A 23,037-nucleotide genomic window follows, 5' to 3' on the forward strand; every position below is an offset into this window, starting at 1 on the left:
CGCAGACGCCCTGGCTGCCCGTTCATCGAGCCGGCCGCTGGAGGACGTCCAGGCGCCGCCGCACCGGCGCCGGACCCCGGTTGACGCGGGCAGGAGTCCCGGTCGTCAGGAGCTGCTGCAGGAGCCGCTGCAGGGGCCGGGACGCCGGCAGGCGCGTGAACCCCTGGGACGACGTACGGCCCAGGAGGTGGTCCGGGGAGCGGAGCCGGACCGGACGAGTGCGCTGCCGTGACCAGCCGACGGCGTGAGCACCGCGCGTGGGTGGCTGCTCGAGGTGTGCGGGCGCCACCGTGGACGCGCCGTCGTCGCCCCGTGCCCGTACCTCGTCAGTCCGGTGGGCGCCGGCCGAGCTCCCCGCGTGCATGGTGGGGCTGCGGCGCGGGGGAGAGTCGCGGATCTCCGTGAGACGCAGCAGGGCCCCGGTGGAGTGCTCCACCGGGGCCCTGCTGGTGTCGTGCGATCGCGCTAGTCGCGCGGCTCCTGCGGACGGCCACCCTCAGAGGGGCGACCACCCTCGGAGGGGCGCCCGCCCTCGGCGGGACGGCCACCCTCGGAGGGGCGCCCACCCTCGGACGGACGGCCACCCTCGGTGGGCCGGCCGCTGCTGGTCAGCTCGCGCTGCGGCTCGGCCGAGGCGAGACCCCGCTCCTCACCGCGCTGCTCGAGCTCGACCGCCGTGGGCTCCTCGATCGGGGAGAAGAACCCGCGGATGGCGCGACGGGCACCGCCGACCTGGTTCATCTTCTTGGGCACCGGAGCACCGCCGTAGGCCAGCTGGCCGTGGCCATGGGCGTCGACCGGGCCGAGGGGCTGGTGCACCTCGATGAACTCACCGTGCGGCAGCCGGCGGATGACACCGGTCTCGATGCCGTGCTCGAGGACCTCACGGTCGTGCTGCTGCAGACCGAGGCAGATCCGGTAGGTGATCACGTAGGCGATGGGCGGCAGGAGGATCAGGCCGATGCGCCCGACCCACGTCATCGCGTTGAGGCTGATGTCGAACTTGTCGGCGATGACGTCGTTGCCACCCGACAGCAGCAGCACCAGGTAGAAGGTGATGGCCATGACGCCCAGCGAGGTGCGGACGGGGACGTCGCGCGGCCGCTGCAGCAGGTGGTGCGACGCGGTGTCGCCGGTGAGCTTCCGCTCCAGCATGGGATAGGCCAGCATCAGCGTGAAGAGGATCCCGGGTAGCACCAGGGTCGGCCAGAACAGTGCCGGGATGTTGTAGTTCCCCGGCAGGTAGATGTCCCAGGCGGGGAACAGTCGCGTCGACCCGTCGAGGAACATGACGTACCAGTCGGGCTGCGAGGCGGCCGAGACCTGCGCCGGGTTGTACGGGCCCCAGAGCCAGACTGGGTTGATCTGGACCAGCCCGCCCAGGGCGGCGACGACTCCGAAGACCACGAGCAGCAGCCCGGTCGCCTTGCCGGCGAACGTCGGGAAGAGCCGGTTGCCGACCACGTTGTGCTCGGTGCGGCCGGGGCCGGGGAACTGCGTGTGCTTCTGCTTCACCAGGATGAGCAGGTGCAGCGCGATCAGCCCGAGCAGGATCGCCGGGATCAGCAGCACGTGCACGATGTAGAACCGGCCGACGATCAGCTCACCGACGTAGTCGCCGCCGAACACCGCCCAGTGCGCCCACGTCCCGATCACCGGGATGGACAGGATGATCGCGCTGATGATCCGGAGACCGGTGCCCGAGAGCAGGTCGTCGGGCATGGTGTAACCGGTCATGCCCTCGACCAGGGCCAGCACCAGCAGCGCGACACCGATCAGCCAGTTGGTCTCCCGCGGCCGGCGGAAGGCGCCGGTGAAGAAGATCCGCAGCATGTGGACGACGATCGAGGCGACGAAGAGCAACGCCGCCCAGTGGTGCATCTGCCGGATCAGCAGACCGCCGCGGACGTCGAAGGAGAGGTCCAGCGTCGAGGCGTAGGCGATCGACATCTCGACGCCCCGCAGCGGCGCGTACGAGCCGTCGTAGGTGACCTCGGTCATCGCGGCCTGGAAGAAGAACGTCAGGTACGTGCCGGTCAGCAGCAGGATGATGAACGAGTAGAGCGCGATCTCCCCGAGCAGGAACGACCAGTGGTCGGGGAAGACCTTGTTCAGCGTGCGACGCAGCGGACCGGCGACGATGAGCCGGTCGTCGACCTCGAGAGCGGCCTTGCCGAGAGCCGTCTTGGGCGCGCCCGGCGCGGTGGCGGTACGAGCCATCAGATGCGCTCCCGGTTCCAGTAAGTGGGACCCACGGCCTCAATGTAGTCGCTGCGCGCCACGAAGAATCCCTCGTCGTCGACCGTGATCGGCAGCTGCGGGAGCGAGCGGGTCGCGGGGCCGAAGATCGGCTTGGCGCCCTGGGTGACGTCGAACTGGGACTGGTGGCACGGGCAGAGGATCCGGCTGGTCTCCTGCTCGTACAGCGACACCGGGCAGCCGGCGTGGGTGCAGATCTTCGAGTAGGCGACGTAGTCGCCGTAGCCGAAGTCCTCCTGGCCCTGCCGCGGCACCGCCTCGTCCTGCTGCGAGGGGCGCAGCCGGATGAGCATGGTGGCGGCGTCGGTCTGGTGGTTGCCGCCGGGGACGGCGGGGAAGACGGTCTCCAGCGAGCCGGGCTCCTGGTCGCCGGGGCGGACCGGGGTGCCGTCGTCACGGACGAGGCGCACGCCCTCGGCCCACTGGGTGGTACCCAGCGGGTTGCCGCGGTTGGGGTTCTTGATGAGGCCACCCAGGGGGGCGACCAGCATCAGGCCCAGGCCGCCGCCCATGAAGAGCAGGGAGCGGGTGATCAGCTTGCGGCGCTTCAGGCCGCTGTTGTGCAGGCCGCCCACGAGCGTCGCACCCGTGGTGACGCGGTCGAAGTGCGAGCCGTCGTGCTTGTCCTGCACGGCGGTCTCGTGCGGCAGCAGCTTCTTGGTGTAGAGCACGAGGCCCACGCCGAAGAAGGTGAACGCCAGGCCCATGAGCAGCCCGAGCAGCGGGGTGTACAGGGCGCTGAAGGTGCTGCTGCCCAGCTCCCACTGCCAGTCGGGGAGGAACCAGCCGGCGCCGGCGTAGACGACGCAGAAGGCGAAGGCGCACAGGCCGGCGAGGGCGAACATCAGCCCGACCTGGCGCACCGCGCGCTTCTCCATCGGCGACCCCGGCTCGGGGCCCGGCTCGACGTGCAGGACCTCCACGCCGTCATACCGGGCGCCGAGGCGGTCGAGCTCCTCGCGGGGGAGGGCGGCGAGCTGCTCGGGGGTGTAGTCGTCGTCCGGGCCGCCGTACAGCGGGCCCGGCGTGTCCGCTCCGCCGGTGGTGCCGGGGCGGGTGTCGTGCGTGGTCACGCCTTGCTCCCCATCCAGAAGATCCCGAACAACAGCGCGGAGATCGCCACGGTCCAGATGACCAGGCCCTCGCTGACCGGGCCGATGCGGCCGATGCCGGCGCCGCCCGGGTCCGGCATGTCGGTGATCGTCTGCACGTAGTTGATGATCGCCCGCTTCTCCTCGGGGGTGATCTGGTTGTCCCCGAAGACCGGCATGTTCTCCGGCCCGCTCAGCATCGCGGCGTAGATCTCGAGGTCGTTGGAGTCCTCGAGGCTGGGCGCGTACTTGCCCGAGGACAGCGCACCGCCCTGGCCGACGAAGTTGTGGCACTGCGCGCAGTTGAGCCGGAACAGCTCGCCGCCGGCGGCGAGGTCGCCGTCGCGCAGGTCGCCGGAGGGGAGCACCGGGCCGCCGCCGTTGGCCTGCACGTAGGCCATCAGCTGGTCGATCTCCTCGTCGGAGAAGATCGCCGGCTTGTCGGGGGCCTGGGCGCCCTGGCGCACCAGCGGCATGCGGCCGGTGTGCACCTGGAAGTAGACGGAGGCCTCGCCGACGCCGATCAGCGACGGGCCGCGGTTGGGCACGCCCTCGAGGTTCTCGCCGTGACAGCTGATGCAGCTGCGCTCGTAGAGCTCGCGGCCGGCGGCCTCGGCGCTGGACTCGCTGCCCTCGTCGGCGGCCTGCGCCGGCGCGAAGGTGGAGTACAGCGCGCCGGTGAGGACCAGGCCGGCCATGAGCGCGGCGACGTTGCCGATCCGGCGACGCTGCTTGGAACGGCGGCGGGCGCGGGCGGCGGCGGCCGGGGTGCCCTCGGCCGGGCGGCGCGACCAGCGCGACCGCCGCGGCCCCTCGTCGGGCTGGGTGTCGGACTGGGGGTTCGTGGTGGACACCGGTTCCCTAGCGGATCAGGTAGATCGTGGCGAAGAGCCCGACCCACACGACGTCGACGAAGTGCCAGTAGTAGGAGACCACGATGGCCGAGGTCGCCTGCGCGGGCGTGAACCGGCCCATGGTGGACCGGATGAGCACGTAGACGAAGGCCACGAGGCCCCCGATGACGTGGAGGGCGTGGAACCCGGTCGTGATGTAGAAGACCGAGCCGTAGGTGCTGCTCGAGATGCTGGTGCCGTGCTCGATGACCAGCACGCGGTACTCGTTCATCTGGGCGAGCACGAAGATCAGGCCCATGACGAAGGTGATCGTGAACCAGCGGCGCAGGCCGTAGACGTTGCCGCTCTCCGCGGCGAACACGCCGATCTGGCAGGTGACCGACGAGGCCACCAGCACGAGCGTGAAGACCAGCGCGTACGGCAGGTTCAGCTCGGTGGGTTCCGGCGGCCAGCCCTCGGTCGCGCGCGCCCGCGCGGTGAAGTACATGGCGAACAGCCCGGCGAAGAACATCAGCTCGCTCGAGAGCCAGATGATCGTGCCGACGCTGACCATGTTCGGTCGGGTCAGGGAGTGCACCCGCGAGGTGTCGAAGGTGCTGCTCGCCACGGGGGCCGTTGTCACGCCGCCCATCATGGCACCGGCTGTCGACACGCACCGACCGTGGGTGGCACGGCGTGCCCGCGCCGTGACCGCTCCGAGACCGTCCCCCGGACGGGGGTCGCGTCCACCCGGACGGGAGCCGCCTGGGCACTAGGCTGCCGGGCGTGAGCGACGCGCCCGCGACCGTCCTGGTCTACAGCTCCCGGCCCGAGGTCCGGGAGGCCGTCCGCACCGCCGTCGGCCGCCGGCCGGCACCCGACGTCGGCCCGCTGACCTGGGTGGAGTGCGCCATCGGCGAGGACGTCGTCGACACCGTCGACGGCGGCGGGGTGGACCTGTGCATCCTCGACGGCGAGGCGCAGCCGACCGGTGGCCTGGCGCTGTCCCGCCAGATCACCGTGGAGGTCGCCGACCGCCCGGCCCTGTGCGTGCTCATCGCCCGGCAGCCCGACCGCTGGCTGGCGCACTGGTCGCAGGCCGACGCGACGCTCGCGCTGCCGGTCGACCCGCTGACCGCCCCGCAGGTGGTCGCCGACCTGCTGCGCGCGCACGCGGCCCGGGGCCGCCGTCCCGTTCGCCGGTGAGCGCCGGCACGACCGCCGGGCCGACGTGGCCCGGTCTCCTGACGCGCCTGCTGGCCCGTGAGGACCTCAGTGCCGCCGACACGGCCTGGGCCATGCGGGAGGTGATGACCGGGGAGGCGACGCCGGCGCAGGTGGCCGGGTTCGCGGTCGCGCTGCGGGCCAAGGGCGAGGCGCCGCAGGAGGTCGCCGGGCTGGCGGCCACGATGCTCGAGCAGGCGACGCCGGTCGACCTGCCCGTGGCCACCGTCGACATCGTGGGCACCGGCGGCGACGGCGCGCACACGGTGAACATCTCCACGATGGCCGCCGTGGTCACCGCGGCCGCGGGCGTGCCGGTGGCCAAGCACGGCAACCGGGCGGCCTCGTCGTCCTCCGGGGCCGCGGACGTGCTGGAGGCCCTCGGCGTCGTCATCGACCTGCCTGCCGCGGCCGTGGCCCGCTGCGTGCGCGAGGCCGGCATCGGCTTCTTCTTCGCGCCGGTCTTCCACCCCGGCTACCGGCACACCGCGGCGCCGCGGCGGGAGATGGGCATCGGTACCGTCTTCAACTTCCTCGGGCCGCTGACCAACCCGGCGCGGCCGGTGGCCGCCGCCATCGGCTGCGCGGACGCCCGGATGGCGCCGGTGCTGGCCGAGGTGGTCGCCGGCCGCGGCGCCCGCGCCCTGGTCTTCCGCGGCGACGACGGCCTCGACGAGCTCACCACCGCGACGACGTCGCGGGTGTGGGTGGCCCGCGACGGCGCGGTGACCCCGGGGCGGGTCGACCCGGCCGCCCTCGGGATCGCGGCGGCCGGCCCGGGCGCCCTGCGCGGCGGGGACCCGGCGCACAACGCGGCGGTCTTCCGGCGGGTCCTCGACGGCGACCGCGGGCCGGTGCGCGACGCGGTCCTGCTCAACGCCGCGGCCGCGTTGGCCGCCTTCGACGAGCGCGGCGGGGAACTCCCGGACGTGCTCGCCGCCGGGCTGCAGCGGGCCGCCGCCGCGGTCGACGACGGCCGGGCCGCGACGCTGCTCGACCGGTGGGTGGCCGTCAGCCGCGAGGCCGCCGGCCGCTGAGGCCTAGCCCGTGCCCTCGAGCCCCAGGGAGAAGGCCGCCTCGAGGTCGTGCCGGGAGTAGGCGCGGAAGGCGATGTGCGTCTCGGTCTCGAGGACGCCGGGCACCTTGTTGATGCGCCCGGCGATCACCTCGGCGACCTGGTCGAACTCGCGGACCCGGACCAGCGCGATCAGGTCGACCTCACCCGCGGTCGAGTAGACCTCGCTGACGCCCTCGAGGTCGGCGATCGCGGCCGCCACCTCGGGGATCGCGTCGGTGGCGGCGTCGATCATCACGATGGCGGTGATCACGTCGGGGATGCTAGCGGCGGCACCCCTCCGCCGCCGACCGCCGGGGAGCCGCCGGTCACCCGCTCCGGACGGCTCCGGGTGCCCAGCTGGCGGCCGTCGGCGAACGGGTCGCGCAGCGCGCGGCCGGCCTCGACCCGGGCGAGGAAGCCGCTGAGCCCGCCGGTGCCGGGAGCGACGCAGGCCAGCGTGCCGGTGACCTCGACCAGCCGGGTGCCGGGCTTCTCCATCCAGCGCATGACGAGCTCGGTCTCGTCGACCGTCGCGGCCAGCTCGCCGTCGTCGTCCGGGGTGGTCTCGGCGGTGGCGCGCAGGCCGGCCAGGGTGTCGCGCACCGACGTCCCGCGCGGGGCGCACCCGGCGGCGACCAGCCGGCCGCGGCGCACGATCGACAGCGCCCAGCCGCCCTCGCCGTCGGGCCGGGCGATCGCCAGCTCGGGGACGGCGGCCAGCGACTGCAGCCGCTGGCGCCGGCGCACCGCGCGCACCAGGACCGCCACCCGGTCGCGCAGGACCCCGGCGTCCTCGAAGCGGTGCTCGGCCGACAGCCGGTCGACGCGGCCGAGCAGCGGCTGGACCAGTGCGGTCGGGTCGCCGTCGACGGCGGCGCGCAGCACGGCGGCGATCCGCGCGTACTCCTCGACCGACTGGTGGCCCGCGCACGGCGCTCCGCAGCGGCCCATCCCGAACAGGGCGCAGGTGCTCGTGGGCACCCGCGGGGACAGCCGGGTGGTGCACTGGCGCAGCGGGAGCGCCTCGTGGATGGCGGCGGTGGCCATGTCGGCGGCGCGCCGGTCGGCGAACGGGCCGAGGAACACGCCCGCGCCGGGCCGGACCCGCCGGACCGTGGACAGCCGGGGGAAGTGCTCGTCGGTGAGCCTCAGCCACAGCGCGCGCTCGGGGAAGCGCGAGCGGCGGTTGTAGCGGGGCTTGTGCTCCGCGATCAGCCGCAGCTCCCGGACGGCGGCCTCGAGGTCGTGCGCGCAGGACACCGCCTCGATGCGCTGGGCCAACGCCACCATCTCGGTCATGCGGCTGCGCTGCTCGCCGGAGGAGAAGTAGCTGCGGACGCGGGTGCGCAGGTCGTTGGACGTCCCGACGTAGAGCGGCTCGTCGCGCGGGCCGCGGAACACGTAGACGCCGGGGCCGGAGGGGACGCCGTCGGCGAGGTGGCGCTTGGTGCGGCGCACGGGGTCGACCTGGCGGGTCAGTCCGTGCAGCTCCTCCAGCGACGTCACCCCGAGGGGACCGAGTCGTTCGAACAGGCCGTGGAGGACGTCGACGGTCGCGCGGGCGTCGTCGAGGGCGCGGTGACACGGCGAGGTCGTGGCGGAGAAGTAGGGCGCCAGGGTGGCCAGCTTGCAGTTGGGCACCTCGTCGCGGGACAGCAGCCGCCGCGCGAGGACCGCGGTGTCGACCGAGGCGGCCGCGGGCCAGGCGGTGCCGGTCTGCTCGCAGGCCGCCCTCAGGAAGCCGAGGTCGAAGGGGGCGTTGTGCGCCACGAGCACCGCGCCGCGGGCGAACTCCAGGAAGGCCGGCAGCACCGCGCCGATCCGCGGGGCGGTGGCGACCATCGCCGTGGTGATCCCGGTGAGCACGCTGATGTAGGGCGGGACCTCGCAGCCCGGGTCGACCAGCGTCTGGAACTCCCCGAGCACCTCGCCCCCGCGGACCTTGACCGCCCCGATCTCGGTGATCGCGCTGTCCTTGGGCGATCCCCCCGTGGTCTCGAGGTCGACGACGACGAAGGTGGTGCCGGCCAGCGGCGTCCCGAGGTCGTCGATGCTCGCCTGCACGTAGCGGGCGGGGACGGCGGGCTCCCGGACGGGAGGAGCCGGGCGGGAGCGGGGGATCGGCCGGTCACCGTGCGCCGGGGCCTGCTCGTGGCGCGGCAGCGAGGAGCCCGTGCCACTGGCGGGGAAGAGCACGGCGGGACGGTAGGCCGGGGGTCGGACAGTCCCGGGGACGCGCGCCCCGCGACCCGCCCGGGGGACGCCTCGCCGGCGGCGGGGGCGGGCGGCGCCACAGCCGGTTGCAGGGGCGGCTGCGCGGGGACGACGATGCCCCGGCGGACCCGGTGGGTCCGGATCAGCAGGGGGGACCGATGCGCCCGCGCCGCCCGTGGCGCACCCGCCGGAGCCCGGCGTCGGTGCTGGTCACGGTGGCGGCCGCCGTCCTGCTGGCGGTGCCGCCGGCGGGGCCGGCGGGCGCGGAGCCGAGCGACCAGCCCGGCGGCACGAGCGGCGTCCTCGACAGCGAGGCGCTCGACCGCCTGCAGCGGCGCGCCGCCGAGGTCCAGGCCGACCTGCAGCAGCGGGAGACCGAGGTCGCCGCGGCCCGCCGGCAGCTGGCCGACGCGCAGGCCGACGTCGACGCCGCCCGCGCGACGGTCGAGTCGGCCGAGGGTGCACTGGCGCAGGACCAGGAGGTCGTGGCCCGGTACGCCGCGGCGGTCTACCGGGACGGCGGCGCGCTGACCGCGCTCACCGTGCTGCTCAACGGCGGCGACCCGGCCGACGTCGTCGCGGCACTGGGCTACCTCGAGGCCGTCGACGACCACACCGCCGCGGTGGTCGGGGCCGCCGAGGAGCAGCGGCGGGCGGCGCTGGCGCAGCAGGCCACCGCGGACGCCGCCCTCGCCGGGGCGCGGCAGCAGGCCGACGAGCTGGCCGCGGAGGTGGCCGACCTCGAGGCCGCCGCCGACGCGGTGACCGCCGAGCTCGACGCGACCCTCGCCGACGTCGACCGGCAGCTGTCGGACCTGCAGCGGCAGCAGGTCGACGTCAACACCCAGACGGCGGCCAACTGGCGCGCCTACGTCGACCAGCTGGGCGGGGCCGGGGTCGTCCCGCCGCCGGCGGCGGAGATGCTCGACCCGGTCCAGGGCCTGCGCGCCGGGCTGACGCCGATCGCCGCCGCCGCCGGCGGGGCGCAGCGGGGCGCGGCGCAGTTCCCGCGCGCGCCGACGTCCCTGCTCGTGCTGCCCGCCGAGACGATCGCGGCGGTCACCGCGGCGATGGACGCCCTGGGCAGGCCCTACGCGCCGGGGACGGCCGGGCCGGACTCCTGGGACTGCGGGTCGCTGGTGTCCACGGCCTACGGCGCAGCCGGCATCGACCTGCCCGACGACCAGGCCGCCCTGTTCGCGGTCAGCACGCCGGTCGACCCGGCCGACGTCCTGCCTGGTGACCTGGTCTTCCTCGGCACCCCCGAGTCGGGGCTGGGCCACGTCGGCATCGCGCTCGACAGCCGGACGATGCTGGCCGCCGACGGGCGGGCCGGCGCGGTCGTGGTCCGCCGGCTGCCCGTCGAGCAGGTGGTGCACGTCGGGCGGCCCAGCCTGGGACCGCGGCCGGAGGAGCCCGCCCCCGGGCCGACCGCCGGCGCGCCGCGGGTCGAGTGCGGCAACGCCGTCCACCCGCCCGGCTTCGACGGCGCCCGCTCGTGGGGCGGCTACCCCAACGGGCTCATCCCGCCGAGCGCGCTGTGCCCGATCGGGGTGGGCGGCCACTCGCTGCGCTGCGACGCCGCCGCGGCCTACCGGGCGATGGGCGAGGCCTACGCGGCGGCCTTCGGGCAGCCCGTCTGCATCACCGACTCCTACCGGACCTACGCCGGCCAGGTTCGGCTCTACGGCGAGAAACCGGCGCTGGCCGCGGTCCCGGGGACCAGCAACCACGGCTGGGGGCTCGCGGTCGACCTCTGCGGCGGCATCGACGGCTTCGGCACCCCGCAGTACGCCTGGATGGTGGCCAACGCCGGCCGGTTCGGCTGGCTGCACCCCACGTGGGCCGACCCGGGCAACGGCCGCGAGGAACCCTGGCACTGGGAGTACGCGGGCAGCTGAGCCGGGACTGTCGGTGGTCGTCCCTAGCGTGCGGACAGACCGACAGGGAGACCCGTCCCGACCGCGGCCCGGCACCGGGCGGAGCGGCGGGGGCCACCGGAGGGACACGGCCATGCTCATCGACTGCGACTCGTGCACCGCACGCGGCGCCGGCTGCGCCGACTGCGTCGTCACCGCCCTGCTGGGCGCTCCGCCGGGGGAGCGGGACACCACCCCCGTGCTGCTGCCCGTGCCACCGGTCCCGGCGGCCCGGGCGGCGGACGCCGCCGTGCCGCGGCCCGGCGTGGTGGTGGAGCTCGACGACGTCGAGCGCCGGGCCGTGCGGGCGCTGGCCGAGGGTGGCCTGGTGCCCCCGCTGCGGCACCGGCCGTCGGGGGACGGGCGCCGGCGCACGGGCTGACGACCAGCGGGGACACCCGATCCGGGGACACCTCGGAGTGGCGCGGCTCCTGACCGTGTGTGTCCTCACAGTCCCCGCACCCCTCGTTTGTCACAACTGCATCACGTCCGTACTGTGGCCGCGTCCAGCCGGGTGGTCGTCACCCACCACGAGGTGACCTCGGCCGGGCACCGCCGAGTCACCGGACGCCCCTCCCTGGGGTGCGCGAGGTGAGCCGGGGACCCACCGCAGCACTGGGGTGAGTTCTCGTGTGCGCCGGTCCCGACCGGTGTACGGAGATAGGGCACGTCTTCCCAGCCCGAACCCGTCAGCTAACTCGGTAGGCGGTAGCTGAGGAAGAAACGGAGAGCCGCCGCCCGTGGCGACCCCCCGCCCCTCCCTGGGGCATGCCCGCGCACAGTCCACCGCTCCCACCCGGATCGCCGGCCCGCACCGCCCGTCGCGAGCCCGCCGCCTCGGCCGGGTCGTGCTCGTCGGCACCACCGCGGCGCTGACCATGAGCCTCCTGCCCGGCACGGCGGCCGCCGACCCGGAGCAGGCCACCACCTCCGAGCAGGCCGCCCAGCTCGCCGCCGAGGCCGGTCACCGGCTCGAGGTCCTCAGCGAGCAGGTCAACGAGGCCCGCGAGGTCCTGGCCCAGCAGCAGGCCGCCGCCGACCAGGCCGACCGGGCCGCCGCCGACACGCAGTCGCAGCTGCAGGACCTCGACGGCCAGATCCGGCAGGTCGCCCGCAGCGCCTACACCGGCGGGCACAGTGACACCCTCGCCGGGCTCGACCTGCTGATGAGCAGCGACTCCGCCGAGGACTTCGTCAGCTCGCTGGCCACGCTCGACCAGATCGCCGGCCACACCAGCTCCGTGCTCGACCAGGTCTCGCAGGCGGCGGTCGCCGCGCAGCGGGCCCAGGCCGAGGCCGACGCCGCCGAGGCCGAGGCGCAGCGCACCCTCGACGGCCTCAGCGCCCAGGAGGAGCGGCTCGAGGGCGACATCGCCGACTACCAGGCGCAGCTCGCCGCGCTCACCGAGGCCGAGCGGCAGGCGGCCCTGGCCGCGCAGGAGGCCGGCCGGGCCGCCGCTGCTGCTGCCGCCGCTGCTGCTGCCGCCGCCGCGGAGGCCGAGGCGGCCGGCGGCGCGTCCGGTGAGACGGCCGGCGCTCCGTCCGGTGGCGCCGGCGGGCAGTCCGCCGCTCCGAGCGCTCCGGCGCCCGCAGCCACCCGCGCGGCGGCGCCCGCCCCCGCGCCGGCGGCGTCCGCCCCCGCGCCGGCGGCGTCCGCGGGCAGTGGTGGCAGTGGCGCCGGGCAGACCGCGGTGCAGACGGCGCTGGCCCAGGTCGGTGACCCCTACGTCTGGGGCGCCGGCGGTCCCAACGCCTTCGACTGCTCCGGCCTGACCCAGTACGCCTACGCGGCGGCCGGGATCAGCCTCCCGCACTCCAGCAGCATGCAGTCGCGGATGGGCACCGCCGTCTCGCGGGCGGACCTGCAGCCGGGCGACCTGATCTTCTACTACAGCCCGGTCAGCCACGTCTCGATGTACATCGGCAACGGGCAGATGGTGCACGCGTCCACCTCGGGTCAGCCGGTGAAGGTCGTGTCGGTCGACGCGATGGGTGGCATCACCGCCATGCGCCGCATCGCGTAGTCCACCACCTCACCGGGGCCGGTGACCCCTTCCTCGGGTCACCGGCCCCCGGCGTCGTCAGGGGTCGGTCGACGTCCGGACCGGTCCGCCTAGGATCGGCCGGGTGAGCCCACGCCGGGCCGCCCTGCTGGTCGCGGCCGTGCTCGGCGCGGCGCTCGTGGTGGTCATCGCCGTCCGTACGCCGTGGACCCTGCTGCCCACCCCGCCCGGCGGACCCGCTCCGGTCAGCGAGGACGCCGGCCTGCCCGCCGCCGCCGTCGCGCGGGCCGAGGCGCTCGCCGCCGCCATCCGCCCCGCGTCCCTGGCCAACCTGCTGCTCGGGCTGGCGGTCTCGGCGGTGCTGGGGCTCACCCGGCTGGGCAGCCGCCTGGTGGGCGCCCTCGCCCGCCCGACCGGGAGCCGGTGGCCGCTCACCGTGCTCCTGGGCGCCGTGGCGCTGCTCGTCGTCGGCCGGCTGGCGACGCTGCCGATCTCCGCCTACGGCGAGATGGTGCGGCACCGCTACGGGCTGTCCACCCGCTCGTGGCCGCTGTGGCTGCGCGACGTCGCCGTCTCCACCGCCATCGACGCCGCGCTCACCGCGCTCGGCCTGCTGGTGCTCGTCGCCCTCGCCCGGCGCGCGCCCCGCACCTGGTGGGCCTGGGCCGCCGGCGGCGCGGCCGCGCTGGTCGTGGCCGGCTCCTTCCTCTACCCGGTCGTCATCGAGCCGGCGTTCAACTCCTTCACCCCGCTGGCGGCCGGTCCGCTGCGCACCGACCTGCTCGCGCTCGCCGAGGAGAGCGGCACGCCGGTCGAGGACGTCCTGGTGGCCGACGCCTCGCGGCGGACGACGTCGCTCAACGCGTACGTGTCCGGGTTCGGGTCGACCCGCCGGGTGGTCCTCTACGACACGCTGCTGACCAGCGTCCCCGACGACGAGATCGAGTCGATCGTCGCCCACGAGCTCGGGCACGTGGCCACCGACGACGTCCTCACCGGCACGCTGATCGGCGCGCTCGGCGCGGCCGCCGCCGTCGCCCTGCTCGGCTGGCTGCTGACCTGGGCGCCGCTGCTGCGCCGGGCGGGCGCGGAGTCCCCGGGCGACCCGCGCGTGGTCCCGCTCGCGCTGCTGCTGATCGCGGTCGGGACGTTGGTGTCCACGCCGGTGCAGAACCTGGTCTCGCGGCACGTGGAGGCCCGCGCGGACCTGCACGCCCTCGACCTCACCGGGAACGCGGCGGCATTCGAGGAGATGCAGCGCCGGCTGGCCGAGACCAACGTCTCCGACCCGAGCCCGCCGGTGCCGTGGCAGTGGTGGTTCGGCTCGCACCCGACCGCGGCGCAGCGGATCGCGATGGCCGAGGACTGGCTGCGGCTGGACGACCGGTGAGCGCCCGGCGCACCCTCGTCGTCACCAACGACTTCCCCCCGCGGCAGGGCGGCATCCAGACCTTCGTCGCGGCCCTGCTCGAGCGCCGCCCGCCGGAGTCGCTGGTCGTCCTGGCCTCACGCTCGCCGGGCTGGGAGCGGTACGACGCGCAGCTGCCCTACCCGGTGGTCCGGCAGCGGACCGCGATGCTGCTGCCCACCCCGGCCACCTCACGCGCCGCCGCCGCGCTGGCGGTCGAGCACGGCTGCGACACCGCGTTCTTCGGCGCGGCCGCGCCGCTGGGTCTCGTCGCGCCCGCCCTGCGCGCCGCCGGCGTGCGCCGCCTGGTGGGGGCCACCCACGGCCACGAGACCGGCTGGGTCGCGCTGCCCGGCGCCCGGCAGCTCATGCGCCGGATCGCCGGCGGCCTGGACGTCCTCACCTACATCAGCGACTACACCCGCAGCCGCCTGGAACCCGCGCTCGGCGGGCGCACCCGGCTGGCCCAGCTGTCCCCGGGGGTCGACGTCGACCGGTTCACCCCGTCGGCCGACGGGAGCGGTGTGCGCCGGCGGTACGGGCTGGGGGAGGCGCCGGTCGTCGTGTGCGTGTCCCGGCTGGTGCCGCGCAAGGGGCAGGACGTGCTCGTCGCCGGGTGGCCGCGGGTCCTCGCCCGGCACCCGGACGCACGCCTGCTGCTGGTCGGCGGCGGTCCGGACGAGGGCCGGCTGCGCCGCGCGGTGGCCGACCGGGGGCTGGGCGGCTCCGTGGTGCTGACCGGCCCGGTGCCGCCGGCGCGGCTGCCCGAGCACTACGCGGCCGGCGACGTGTTCGCCATGCCCTGCCGCACCCGCCGCGGCGGGCTCGACGTCGAGGGCCTGGGGATGGTCTACCTCGAGGCCGCCGCCGTCGGGCTGCCGGTGGTGGCGGGCACGTCCGGCGGTGCCCCGGAGGCCGTCCGCGACGGCGAGACCGGCACCGTGGTGGCCGACCCCCGCTCACCGGAGGCCGTGGCCGCCGCCGTGACGGCGCTGCTCGACGACCCTGCCCGGGCCCGCGCCATGGGGACCGCCGGGCGGGCGTGGGTGCAGGAGCGCTGGTCCTGGACGACGATCGCCGCCGACCTCGCCGCCCTGCTCGACGACTGAGCCCCCGCCGCGGGTGCGCGGCGGGGGCCCAGGGGTGCTCGTTCAGCGCGAGTAGAGCGCCTCGACCTCGGCGTCGAACTCCTTGACGACCACCGAGCGCTTGAGCTTCAGGCTCGGGGTGAGCATCCCGTTGTCCTCGGTGAAGTCCGTGCCGAGGACGCGGTACTTCTTGATCGCCTCGGCCTGGGAGACGGCCTTGTTGGCCTCGGCGACGGCGGCGTCGATCTCCGCCCTGACGTCCGGGTCGTCGACGAGCTGGGCGACCGGGGTGCCGGCCGGCTTGCCCTTGCTCTCCAGCCAGCCCGGCAGCGCCTCCTCGTCGAGGGTGACCAGCGCGGCGATGAAGGGCCGCTGGTCGCCGACGACGATGCACTGGCTGACCAGCCGGTGTGCCCGCAGCCGGTCCTCGAGCACCGCCGGGGCGACGTTCTTGCCGCCCGCGGTCACCAGGATCTCCTTCTTGCGGCCGGTGATCCGGGTGAAGCCGTCGGCGTCGATCTCGCCGATGTCGCCGGTGTGGAACCAGCCATCGGGGTCGATCGCCTCGGCGGTGGCCTGCTCGTTCTTCCAGTAGCCGCGCATGACCACGCCGCCGCGGACGAGGATCTCGCCGTCGTCGGCGATGCGGAACCCGACGCCGGGCAGCGGGCGGCCGACCGAACCGATCCGCAGTGCGCGGTCGTGGTTGACCGAGGCGGCGGCGGTGGTCTCGGTCAGGCCGTAGCCCTCGAAGACGGTGACGCCGGCCCCGCGGAAGAAGTGCCCCAGCCGGTCGCCGAGAGGGGCGCCGCCGGAGATGGCGCCCAGGCAGCGGCCGCCGAGGGCGGAGCGCAGCTTGCTGTAGACGAGCCGGTCGAACAGCGCGTGCTGGGCGCGCAGCCCGAGCCCGGGGCCGCCGGTGTCCTGCGCGCTCGACCAGGCGATGGCCACCTGGGCGGCCCGGTCGAAGATCTTCCCCTTCACCGGGCTGGCGCCCTCGGCCTTGGCCTTGGCCTGGTTGAAGACCTTCTCGAACACCCGCGGGACGGCCAGGACGAAGGTCGGCTTGAACCCGCCGAGGTCCTCGACCAGGTTCTTCACGTCGGGGGTGTGGCCGAGGACGGTGCGGGTCTTGACCGCGCCGACCTGCATGACCCGGGCGAGCACGTGCGCCAGCGGGATGAACAGCAGCAGGGAGCCCTGCACGTTCATGAACCGGTCGAGCAGGCTCATGCCGTTGCCGACCTCGAACAGGAAGTTGCCGTGGGTCAGCTCGCAGCCCTTGGGCCGGCCGGTGGTGCCCGAGGTGTAGATCAGCGTGGCCAGGCTGTCGGCCCCCAGCGTCGCCCGGCGGGCCTCGAGCTCGCTGTCGGGGACGTCGGCGCCCGCGGCGGTCAGCGTGCCGACGGCGTCGTCCTCGATGACGTAGAGCGGGCCGAGGTCGGGGGCCTGGTCGCGCACCGAGTCGACGGCGGTGGCGTGCTCCGCCTTCTCGACGATCGCGGCGACCGCGCCGGAGTCGGAGAGGATCCAGGCGACCTGGTCGGGGCTGGAGGTCTCGTACACCGGGACGGTGACGGCACCGGCCGACCAGATGGCGTAGTCGATGACGGTCCACTCGTAGCGGGTCTTGGCCTGCAGGGCGACGCGGTCGCCGGGCTGCACGCCCGCGGCGACCAGCCCCTTGGCCACGCCCGCGACCTGCTCCCCGAACTCCCGCCAGGTGACGTCCACCCAGCGGCCCTCCCGCTGGATGCGCAGGCCCACCTCGTCGCCGTGTTCGGCGACGTTCTCGGCCAGCATGTCGGTGAGTGCCTCGGACGGCCCCACCTCGGTCGTCGCCGGGACGCTGTACTCGCGCACGCTCGGTCCTCCTCCTCCGCGCGGCCGGGGCGCCGCTGCCCGCGGTCCCGCGCGGGACACGTCCTGGGAAATCTACCGGCTGGGGCTACTGGGGAGTAGCCGTGGCCGCCACGCCCGCCCTGCAGGGGGAACGGAGACCGCTCTAGCCTCTGGCGCATGGCCGAGCAGTCCACCCAGTCGATCGTCGTCTCCGCGCCCGCGGCCGACGTCATGGCGGTGATCGCCGACTTCGAGGCCTATCCGCAGTGGGTGGGGGCCGCGCGCACCGTCGAGGTGCAGGAGCGCGGGCCCGACGGCCGCGCCCGCCGGGTCCGGTTCGTCATCGACGCCACCGTCCTCACCGACGAGTACGTCCTCGACTACACCTGGGACGACGACCGGCAGGTCTCCTGGACCCTGGTCACCAGCAAGCTGATGAAGCGGCAGGACGGCTCCTACACCCTGCGCGAGACCGGCGGCACGACCGAGGTGACCTACCGGCTGACCGTGGACATCGCGATGCCGATGCTCGGGATGATGAAGCGCCGCGCCGAGAAGGTCATCCTCGACACCGCGCTCAAGGAGCTCAAGAAGCGCGTCGAGGGCTGACCCCCGTGCGCACCCTGCTGTTCACCGGTCCCGGCGGGGCCGGCACGACCACCCTCGCCGCCGCCGCCGCGGTGCGCGCCGCCCGGGCGGGGCGGCGGGTGGTCCTGCTGACCCGCCAGGAGGTGCCGGCCGGGACGGCGGACGACGGCGTCGAGGTGGTGCGCGTCGAGCCGCAGGCCGCGTTCGAGGCGCTGTGGGGCGCGCGGGCGGCGGAGCTGGCGGCCACGCTGCCCGACCTCGGCCTGCCACCGGCGACGTCGGTGGTTCCGCTGCCGGGCGCCGGTGAGCTCGCCGTCCTCTCCGCGCTGGGCGGCGTGGGACCCGGGACCGACCTCGTCGTCGTCGACGGCGGTCCGCTGGGGACCGGTGCCGGGCTGGTGGCACTGCCGGGTGCGCTGCGCTGGTGGCTGGACCAGGCCTTCCCCGCGCGGGTCCGCGTGCTGGCCGCCGTGCGCACCGCCGCGGTGCGGGCCGGCACGGTCCGCCGGGGCGCGGTCGACCTGGCGCTGGCGGCGGTCCCCGAGCTGGAGGCGCTGCTGGACCGGCTGGCCCTCGCCGACCCGGCCGGGACCGCCGTCTGGCTGGTGGGCCGGCCACGGCCCTCCGCCGTGGCCGCGCTGCGGACCGCCACCACCGCGCTGGCCGTGCACGGGCAGCACCCGGTGGGCGTGCTCGTGCGCCGGTCGCCGGGCGGCGGGCCGGAGGACTGGGCGGGCACCCGCGCCGCCGAGCAGGAGGCCGCGCTGGCCGCGCTGGCCGACGTCGCCCCGGTGCGAGAGGTCGCCGAGGCCGCGGTCGAGCCGGCCGGGGCCGACGTGCTCGCCGCGCTGCTGCCCGACCTCCCGGAGCCCGCCGGGCAGTCACCCGAGCTCGCCCCCGAGCGGGTGGAGGGCGGCTGGCGGCTCACGCTGCCGCTGCCCTTCGCCGAGCGGGAGGGCGTGCAGCTCACGCGCTGGGAGGACGACCTCGTGCTGACCGCGGCGGGCGGCCGCCGCTCCGTGCGGCTGGACGCGCTGCTGCGCCGCTGCGTGGTGACCTCGGGCGGGCTGGCCGACGCGGGGACCGCTGCGGCGCGGCTGGAGGTCGGGTTCGCGCCGGATCCGCAGCAGTGGCCGGTGGACCTGCTGGCGGCGGCGGCGCAGGACCCGGCGCGGACGAGGGAGCCGCAGGACCCGCCGCAGGCAAGGGAGCCGCAGGACCCGGGGCAGACGACGGAGCCGCAGGACCCGGCGCGGACGACGGAGCCACACGACACGGGGTCGCCGGACACGGGGCCGCAGGACAGGGGGACGGAGTGACCGAGGGAGCCGACTGGCTCGACCAGGCACGGCGGCTGGTGACCGGTCTGGGACAGGCCTGGGCCGAGTCCGGCGCCGCTGCGGGCGCCGGGCACGCGGGCGCCGGGCACGCGGACACCGGGCACGCGGACACCGGGCACGCGGACACCACGCACGTGCCGGGCGGGGACTGTCAGTGGTGTCCGGTGTGCCGGGCGGCGGCCGTCGCCCGGCGGCCGGAGGTGTCGGAGGCGCTGGCGGACCTGCTGGCCTCCGCGGCGGTCGCGCTGCGGACGGTGGCGACCCCGCCCGAGGCTCCGGCCCGGCCGGAGGAGCCCGCGCCGGCGCCGCCGCAGGCGCAGGTGCAGCACATCGAGCTCGGCTGAGTGACCGCCGACCGGACCGACCCCGCGGGGCTGCCCGCCCTGGGGGTCGACGTCGGCGGCACCAAGGTGGCCGGTGGCGTCGTCGCCCCCGACGGGACGGTGCTCGGCACCGCCCGCCGTTCGACGCCGACCGCGTCGGTGGCCGAGGCCGAGGCCGCGATCGCCGGCGTCGTCGAGGAGCTCGCCGTGTGGCACGGCGGACCGCTCGCGGCCGTCGGGGTGGGCGCGGCGGGCTGGTTCGACCGCACCGGCGACGTCGTGCTGTTCAGCCCCCACCTGGCCTGGCGGCACACCTCGCTGCGGCGGGACCTGGCCGCCCGGCTGCAGCGCCCGCTGTGGGTGGGCAACGACGCCGACGCCGCGGCCTGGGCCGAGTACCGCTTCGGCGCCGCGCGGGGAGCGGAGCTCGCGCTGTGCATCACCCTCGGCACCGGCATCGGCGGCGGGATCGTCGCCGGTGGTCGGCTGCAGCGCGGCGCGCACGGGGTGGCGGGGGAGTGGGGGCACATGCGCGTGGTGCCCGACGGCCGGCTGTGCGCCTGCGGCAACCGCGGCTGCTGGGAGCAGTACGCCAGCGGCAGCGCCCTGGCCACCACCGCACGCGAGGTGGCCACCCGCTCGCCGGCCGCCGCGGCCCGGCTGCTCCACCGCGTCGACGGCGACCCGTCGCGACTGACCGGCGAGGACGTGGCCCGCGCCGCGGCCGACGGCGACCCGGTGGCGCTGAGCCTGGTCAACGACGTCGGCGAGTGGCTCGGGCAGGGCATCGCCGACCTCGCGACGGTCCTCGACCCCGACGTCGTCGTGATCGGCGGCGGGGTCAGCGTGCTCGGCGACATGCTGCTCGACCCCGCGCGCGAGCGGCTCGGGCGGTCACTGCCGGGTCGTGGCTTCCGGCCCGGGCCGCGGATGGTGGCCGCGGCGCTCGGCGCCCAGGCCGGGCTGGTCGGTGCCGCCGACCTCGCCCGCCGAGCGGTCTGCGCCGAGGCGGCCGGCACCTGGAGCACGGCGCCCACCTAGAGCACGGCGCCCGGACCACGGTGCTCAGACCACGGCGCCGTCGTCGCCGTCGTCGTCGCGGTCGCGCATCCGGGACAGCGCCAGCGCGGCACTGCCGACCAGCGCCGCGACCCCGAGCACCAGGCCGGTCTCGCTGGTCAGGCGCAGCACCCCCGGAGCACCGACCAGCACGACGCCGGCCGCGGCCAGCAGCACGGCGTACAGGGTCGACGGCGAGGGCATCGGGACCGGCGGCGCGGGCGGCGGCTCGTAGTGCTCCTCGGCGGGCAGGTCGTCCACCTCGTCGTCCACCTCGTCGACCGCCGGCGGGACCGGCCGGGGGACCGGCGTCTGCGCGGGCTCGGCGTCCGGGACGACGGTGCGCCCGTGCTCGGCCTCGTAGGCGGCGACGATCCGCGACCACTCGGCGTCCTCGTCGAGGTCCCGGCGCAGCGGGCGGTGCTCGGCGGCGGGGCCGCGGGCGGGGGCGTGGTCGGGGGCGTGGTCGTCGGCGTGCCGGTCGACCAGCGAGCGGCCCTCGCCCAGGCGGGTGCGGTCGACGAACAGCCGGTCGGCCGGCGGGCTGGGGAGGAAGACGGTGCGGGTGTAGGGGCCGACGTCGGCGGCGGGCTCCAGGTAGGCGGGGATGCCGGCGTCGCGGAGGACGTCGAGCAGGTGCTCGCCGACGCGCGGGTCGACGTCGCGCAGGGGAGCCCAGAGCGCGGCGTCCAGGCCGTTGTCGCGCCGGCCGCGCCCCCGGCGCGGGCCGGTCACGCGGCTGCTCCGCGGGTGCACGCCCGGTCCCCGATCGGCCGGTCTGCAGCCACGGTGGTCCTCCTCCGAGGTCGGGCGGGGTGCCGTCGGGAGCCGACGCGCGGGGCCGATTGTCGCCGGGGCGCCCGGCTCCCTAGTCTGGCATTTCCACAGGGAGGCGTGTTGTTCTACTGGTTCCTCAAGTTCGTGGCGATCGGTCCGGTCGTGAAGCTGGTGTTCCGTCCCCGGGCGGAGGGCCGTGAGCACGTACCGGCCGGTGGAGCCGCGATCCTGGCGAGCAACCACATCTCGGCCGCGGACTGGATCTTCATGCCCCTGTCGCTGCGGCGCCGGGTCACGTTCCTGGCCAAGCGGGAGTACTTCACCGGCCCGGGCCTGAAGGGCATGCTGCAGCGGGCCTTCTTCACCGCCGCCGGCCAGGTGCCCATCGACCGGTCCAGCGCCACCGCCGCCGAGGACGCCATCCGCACGGGCATCCGGATGCTCGAGCAGGGCCGGATGCTCGGCATCTACCCGGAGGGCACCCGGTCGCCCGACGGCCGGCTCTACCGCGGCAAGGTCGGGGTGGCGCGCATGGCGCTGGAGACCGGCGTCCCGGTGGTCCCGGTGGCGATGACCTACACGCCGCGGCGGATGCCGTTCGGCAGGAAGCTCGTCCGGGTCTGCGTGCGCTTCGGCGAGCCGCTGGACTTCTCCCGCTACGAGGGCCTGGCCGGCGACCGCTTCGTCGAGCGGTCGGTCACCGACGAGATCATGTACGAGATCATGACGCTGTCGGGTCAGGAGTACGTCGACGTCTACGGCGCCACGGTGAAGAAGACGATGGACGCCACCGGCGCCAGCGCCTCCGACGTCGTCGGCCGGCTGCAGCCGCCCGCCGACGAGGCCGGCGACCGGGCTCCCCAGTCGCTGGCCGGCTGACGGCCCTCCGGCAGGGCCGGGTCGGCGTGCGGCGCTTCTTCTACGACACCGAGTTCATCGAGGACGGGACGACGATCGACCTCGTGTCGATCGGCGTCGTCGACGAGACCGGCCGCGAGTTCTACGCGGTGAGCACCGAGTTCGACGAGCGCCGGGCCATCCCCTGGGTGCGCCGCAACGTGCTCGACCAGCTGCCGCCGCCGGCCGACCGGGCCTGGCGCAGCCGGCAGCGGATCCGCGACGACCTGCTGGCCTTCCTCACCGGCCCGGGGGAGGAGGTGGAGCTCTGGGCGTGGTTCGCCGCCTACGACCACGTCGCGCTGGCCCAGCTGTGGGGCCCGATGACCGCGCTGCCGCGGGTGGTGCCGCGGTTCACCCGCGAGCTGCGGCAGCGGTGGGACGACGTCGGCCGGCCGGAGCTCCCGCCCAAGCCGGCCGGCACGCACGACGCGCTCGTCGACGCCCGCTACAACCTCGCCCGCTGGCAGGTGATGGAGGCCGCCCGGTCCTGAGCGGGCCTCACACGGTGAAGGCGGCGAGCAGGCGGGTCAGCTCCTGCGACAGCCCGTCGAGCTCCACCGCGGCGGCGTGCGCCCGCCCGACGTCCTCGGCGCCGGACGGCGTCCGCTGGAAGATCGTCGCGGTCCCGCCGACCAGGACCTTGATCTCGTCGACGACGGCCGTGGGCACCGCCGGGTCGGCGTTCTGCCCGAGCCAGGCCCCGCCCACGGTCACCCGGGGCAGGTCGATGGGCGCGGTCCCGCCGGAGAGCTGGTTCCTCGCCTCCCAGCGCACCGGCCCGCCGGGACCGCCGACGGCGAGCCCGCCGGAGTCGGCGAGCACGTCGAGCGCGACGGCGAGCTGGCTGTCCACGCGCGCGGCGGTGGACTGCCCCTGGGTGGCGACGACGTCGTGCACGCCGGCGGCGGTGCGGGCGACGCTGGTCGCGACCAGCTCGGTGACCGAGTCCTGCGCGGTGTCGGCGAACCGGGCGCTCTGCCAGGCGCTCACCCCGGCCATCGCCCCGCCGGTGACCGCGACGCCGGCGACCGCGAGCGCGACCACCTTCGTCCGGATGCCCCACTGACCGAGCCCGCCCCCGTCGTCCCCCTCCCGGCCGGACGCCCCGGCAC

General features: G+C 75.6%; 22 protein-coding genes and 1 riboswitch. Of the genes, 13 read left to right on the forward strand and 9 right to left on the reverse strand.

The genetic code is table 11. The features are described from left to right. Positions 1-465: 465 nt before the first annotated feature. Genes qcrB through ctaE form a run of 4 tightly spaced genes read right to left on the reverse strand, consistent with a single transcriptional unit; the run spans position 466 to position 4,826 of the window. Positions 466-2,220, reverse strand: coding sequence for a cytochrome bc1 complex cytochrome b subunit (qcrB, locus tag HLV61_RS08300; protein ID WP_369254199.1), 1,755 nt, complete (start codon positions 2,218-2,220; stop codon positions 466-468). Next, positions 2,220-3,332, reverse strand: coding sequence for a cytochrome bc1 complex Rieske iron-sulfur subunit (gene qcrA / locus HLV61_RS08305; protein ID WP_369254201.1), 1,113 nt, complete (start codon positions 3,330-3,332; stop codon positions 2,220-2,222). Before qcrA ends, qcrB begins: the two co-directional genes overlap by 1 nt. Continuing rightward, positions 3,329-4,204, reverse strand: a complete 876-nt coding sequence (gene qcrC, locus HLV61_RS08310; protein WP_369254203.1) for a cytochrome bc1 complex diheme cytochrome c subunit — start codon at positions 4,202-4,204, stop codon at positions 3,329-3,331. Before qcrC ends, qcrA begins: the two co-directional genes overlap by 4 nt. 7 nt (positions 4,205-4,211) lie before the next feature. Beyond that, the gene (gene ctaE, locus HLV61_RS08315; RefSeq protein ID WP_440284477.1) at positions 4,212-4,826 is read right to left on the reverse strand and encodes an aa3-type cytochrome oxidase subunit III; all 615 of its coding nucleotides are present in this window, start codon (positions 4,824-4,826) and stop codon (positions 4,212-4,214) included. 143 nt (positions 4,827-4,969) lie between these two features. Between ctaE and HLV61_RS08320 the strand changes: the two genes are divergently transcribed. Then, the gene (locus tag HLV61_RS08320; protein WP_369254205.1) at positions 4,970-5,389 is read left to right on the forward strand and encodes a hypothetical protein; all 420 of its coding nucleotides are present in this window, start codon (positions 4,970-4,972) and stop codon (positions 5,387-5,389) included. Next, positions 5,386-6,444 carry an anthranilate phosphoribosyltransferase gene (gene trpD, locus HLV61_RS08325; RefSeq protein ID WP_369254207.1) on the forward strand — a complete coding sequence of 353 codons (1,059 nt, stop codon included), beginning with the start codon at positions 5,386-5,388 and terminating at the stop codon, positions 6,442-6,444. Before HLV61_RS08320 ends, trpD begins: the two co-directional genes overlap by 4 nt. Before the next feature lie 3 nt (positions 6,445-6,447). Here trpD and HLV61_RS08330 read toward each other — a convergent pair whose 3' ends face one another. Both HLV61_RS08330 and HLV61_RS08335 read right to left on the reverse strand, forming a co-directional pair. Then, on the reverse strand, positions 6,448-6,735 hold the full coding sequence (locus HLV61_RS08330; protein WP_369254209.1) for an Lrp/AsnC family transcriptional regulator: 288 nt from the start codon (positions 6,733-6,735) through the stop codon (positions 6,448-6,450). After that, positions 6,732-8,660: a DEDD exonuclease domain-containing protein gene (locus HLV61_RS08335; protein WP_369254211.1), complete on the reverse strand. Its 1,929-nt coding sequence runs from the start codon at positions 8,658-8,660 to the stop codon at positions 6,732-6,734. The genes HLV61_RS08330 and HLV61_RS08335 overlap by 4 nt, the downstream gene beginning before the upstream one ends. Before the next feature lie 176 nt (positions 8,661-8,836). On the opposite strand from HLV61_RS08335, the gene HLV61_RS08340 reads away from it, so the two are divergent. The 5 genes from HLV61_RS08340 (at position 8,837) to HLV61_RS08360 (ending at position 15,117) form a co-directional block, all read left to right on the forward strand. Continuing rightward, positions 8,837-10,579 (forward strand): NlpC/P60 family protein, encoded by a 1,743-nt coding sequence (locus tag HLV61_RS08340; RefSeq protein ID WP_369254213.1) that lies wholly within the window; start codon positions 8,837-8,839, stop codon positions 10,577-10,579. Positions 10,580-10,691: 112 nt separating this feature from the next. Next, positions 10,692-10,979, forward strand: coding sequence for a hypothetical protein (locus HLV61_RS08345; protein ID WP_369254215.1), 288 nt, complete (start codon positions 10,692-10,694; stop codon positions 10,977-10,979). A gap of 161 nt (positions 10,980-11,140) precedes the next feature. Continuing rightward, positions 11,141-11,320: riboswitch (cyclic di-AMP (ydaO/yuaA leader) on the forward strand. Positions 11,321-11,337: 17 nt separating this feature from the next. After that, positions 11,338-12,621, forward strand: coding sequence for a C40 family peptidase (locus HLV61_RS08350; RefSeq protein WP_369254217.1), 1,284 nt, complete (start codon positions 11,338-11,340; stop codon positions 12,619-12,621). A 103-nt stretch (positions 12,622-12,724) separates the two neighbouring features. Then, a complete protein-coding gene (locus HLV61_RS08355; RefSeq protein WP_369254219.1) occupies positions 12,725-13,990 on the forward strand; it encodes a M48 family metallopeptidase in 1,266 nt (421 codons plus the stop codon). Continuing rightward, positions 13,987-15,117 carry a glycosyltransferase family 4 protein gene (locus tag HLV61_RS08360; RefSeq protein ID WP_369254221.1) on the forward strand — a complete coding sequence of 377 codons (1,131 nt, stop codon included), beginning with the start codon at positions 13,987-13,989 and terminating at the stop codon, positions 15,115-15,117. The genes HLV61_RS08355 and HLV61_RS08360 overlap by 4 nt, the downstream gene beginning before the upstream one ends. 42 nt (positions 15,118-15,159) lie before the next feature. On the opposite strand, the gene HLV61_RS08365 is transcribed toward HLV61_RS08360, so the two are convergent. After that, positions 15,160-16,959, reverse strand: coding sequence for an AMP-dependent synthetase/ligase (locus tag HLV61_RS08365; protein ID WP_369254223.1), 1,800 nt, complete (start codon positions 16,957-16,959; stop codon positions 15,160-15,162). A 156-nt stretch (positions 16,960-17,115) separates the two neighbouring features. Here HLV61_RS08365 and HLV61_RS08370 point away from each other — a divergent pair, with 156 nt between their 5' ends. From HLV61_RS08370 to HLV61_RS08385, 4 genes are read left to right on the forward strand one after another with little or no spacing between them, the layout of a single operon-like run. After that, complete coding sequence (locus HLV61_RS08370; protein ID WP_163476717.1) at positions 17,116-17,547, forward strand: SRPBCC family protein; 432 nt, start codon at positions 17,116-17,118, stop codon at positions 17,545-17,547. A gap of 5 nt (positions 17,548-17,552) precedes the next feature. Next, on the forward strand, positions 17,553-18,845 hold the full coding sequence (locus HLV61_RS08375) for an ArsA family ATPase (protein ID WP_369254225.1): 1,293 nt from the start codon (positions 17,553-17,555) through the stop codon (positions 18,843-18,845). After that, the gene (locus HLV61_RS08380; RefSeq protein ID WP_369254227.1) at positions 18,842-19,210 is read left to right on the forward strand and encodes a hypothetical protein; all 369 of its coding nucleotides are present in this window, start codon (positions 18,842-18,844) and stop codon (positions 19,208-19,210) included. The genes HLV61_RS08375 and HLV61_RS08380 overlap by 4 nt, the downstream gene beginning before the upstream one ends. Continuing rightward, the gene (locus HLV61_RS08385; RefSeq protein ID WP_369254229.1) at positions 19,211-20,230 is read left to right on the forward strand and encodes an ROK family glucokinase; all 1,020 of its coding nucleotides are present in this window, start codon (positions 19,211-19,213) and stop codon (positions 20,228-20,230) included. It begins immediately after the preceding gene. Positions 20,231-20,254: 24 nt separating this feature from the next. On the opposite strand, the gene HLV61_RS08390 is transcribed toward HLV61_RS08385, so the two are convergent. After that, entirely contained in the window at positions 20,255-20,983 is a 729-nt protein-coding gene (locus HLV61_RS08390; protein ID WP_369254231.1) for a hypothetical protein, read from the reverse strand. A gap of 159 nt (positions 20,984-21,142) precedes the next feature. On the opposite strand from HLV61_RS08390, the gene HLV61_RS08395 reads away from it, so the two are divergent. Next, a complete protein-coding gene (locus tag HLV61_RS08395) occupies positions 21,143-21,904 on the forward strand; it encodes a lysophospholipid acyltransferase family protein (protein ID WP_369254233.1) in 762 nt (253 codons plus the stop codon). A gap of 26 nt (positions 21,905-21,930) precedes the next feature. Continuing rightward, positions 21,931-22,416: a polyadenylate-specific 3'-exoribonuclease AS gene (locus HLV61_RS08400; RefSeq protein WP_369254235.1), complete on the forward strand. Its 486-nt coding sequence runs from the start codon at positions 21,931-21,933 to the stop codon at positions 22,414-22,416. A 7-nt stretch (positions 22,417-22,423) separates the two neighbouring features. Here the strand turns inward: HLV61_RS08400 and HLV61_RS08405 are convergent, their stop codons facing one another. Then, positions 22,424-22,969: a Cache 3/Cache 2 fusion domain-containing protein gene (locus tag HLV61_RS08405; RefSeq protein WP_369254237.1), complete on the reverse strand. Its 546-nt coding sequence runs from the start codon at positions 22,967-22,969 to the stop codon at positions 22,424-22,426. Positions 22,970-23,037: the final 68 nt, after the last annotated feature.

Origin of the sequence: Geodermatophilus amargosae, assembly GCF_041028265.1 — a bacterium.
In the GTDB taxonomy this organism is placed as follows: Bacteria; Actinomycetota; Actinomycetes; order Mycobacteriales; family Geodermatophilaceae; genus Geodermatophilus; species Geodermatophilus amargosae_A.

Coding starts and splice junctions, on each gene's coding strand:
- qcrB (WP_369254199.1), bottom strand. CDS start 2,220: ATGGCTCGTACCGCCACCGCGCCGGGCGCGCCCAAGACGGCTCTCGGC.
- HLV61_RS08340 (WP_369254213.1), top strand. CDS start 8,837: ATGCGCCCGCGCCGCCCGTGGCGCACCCGCCGGAGCCCGGCGTCGGTG.
- HLV61_RS08345 (WP_369254215.1), top strand. CDS start 10,692: ATGCTCATCGACTGCGACTCGTGCACCGCACGCGGCGCCGGCTGCGCC.
- HLV61_RS08370 (WP_163476717.1), top strand. CDS start 17,116: ATGGCCGAGCAGTCCACCCAGTCGATCGTCGTCTCCGCGCCCGCGGCC.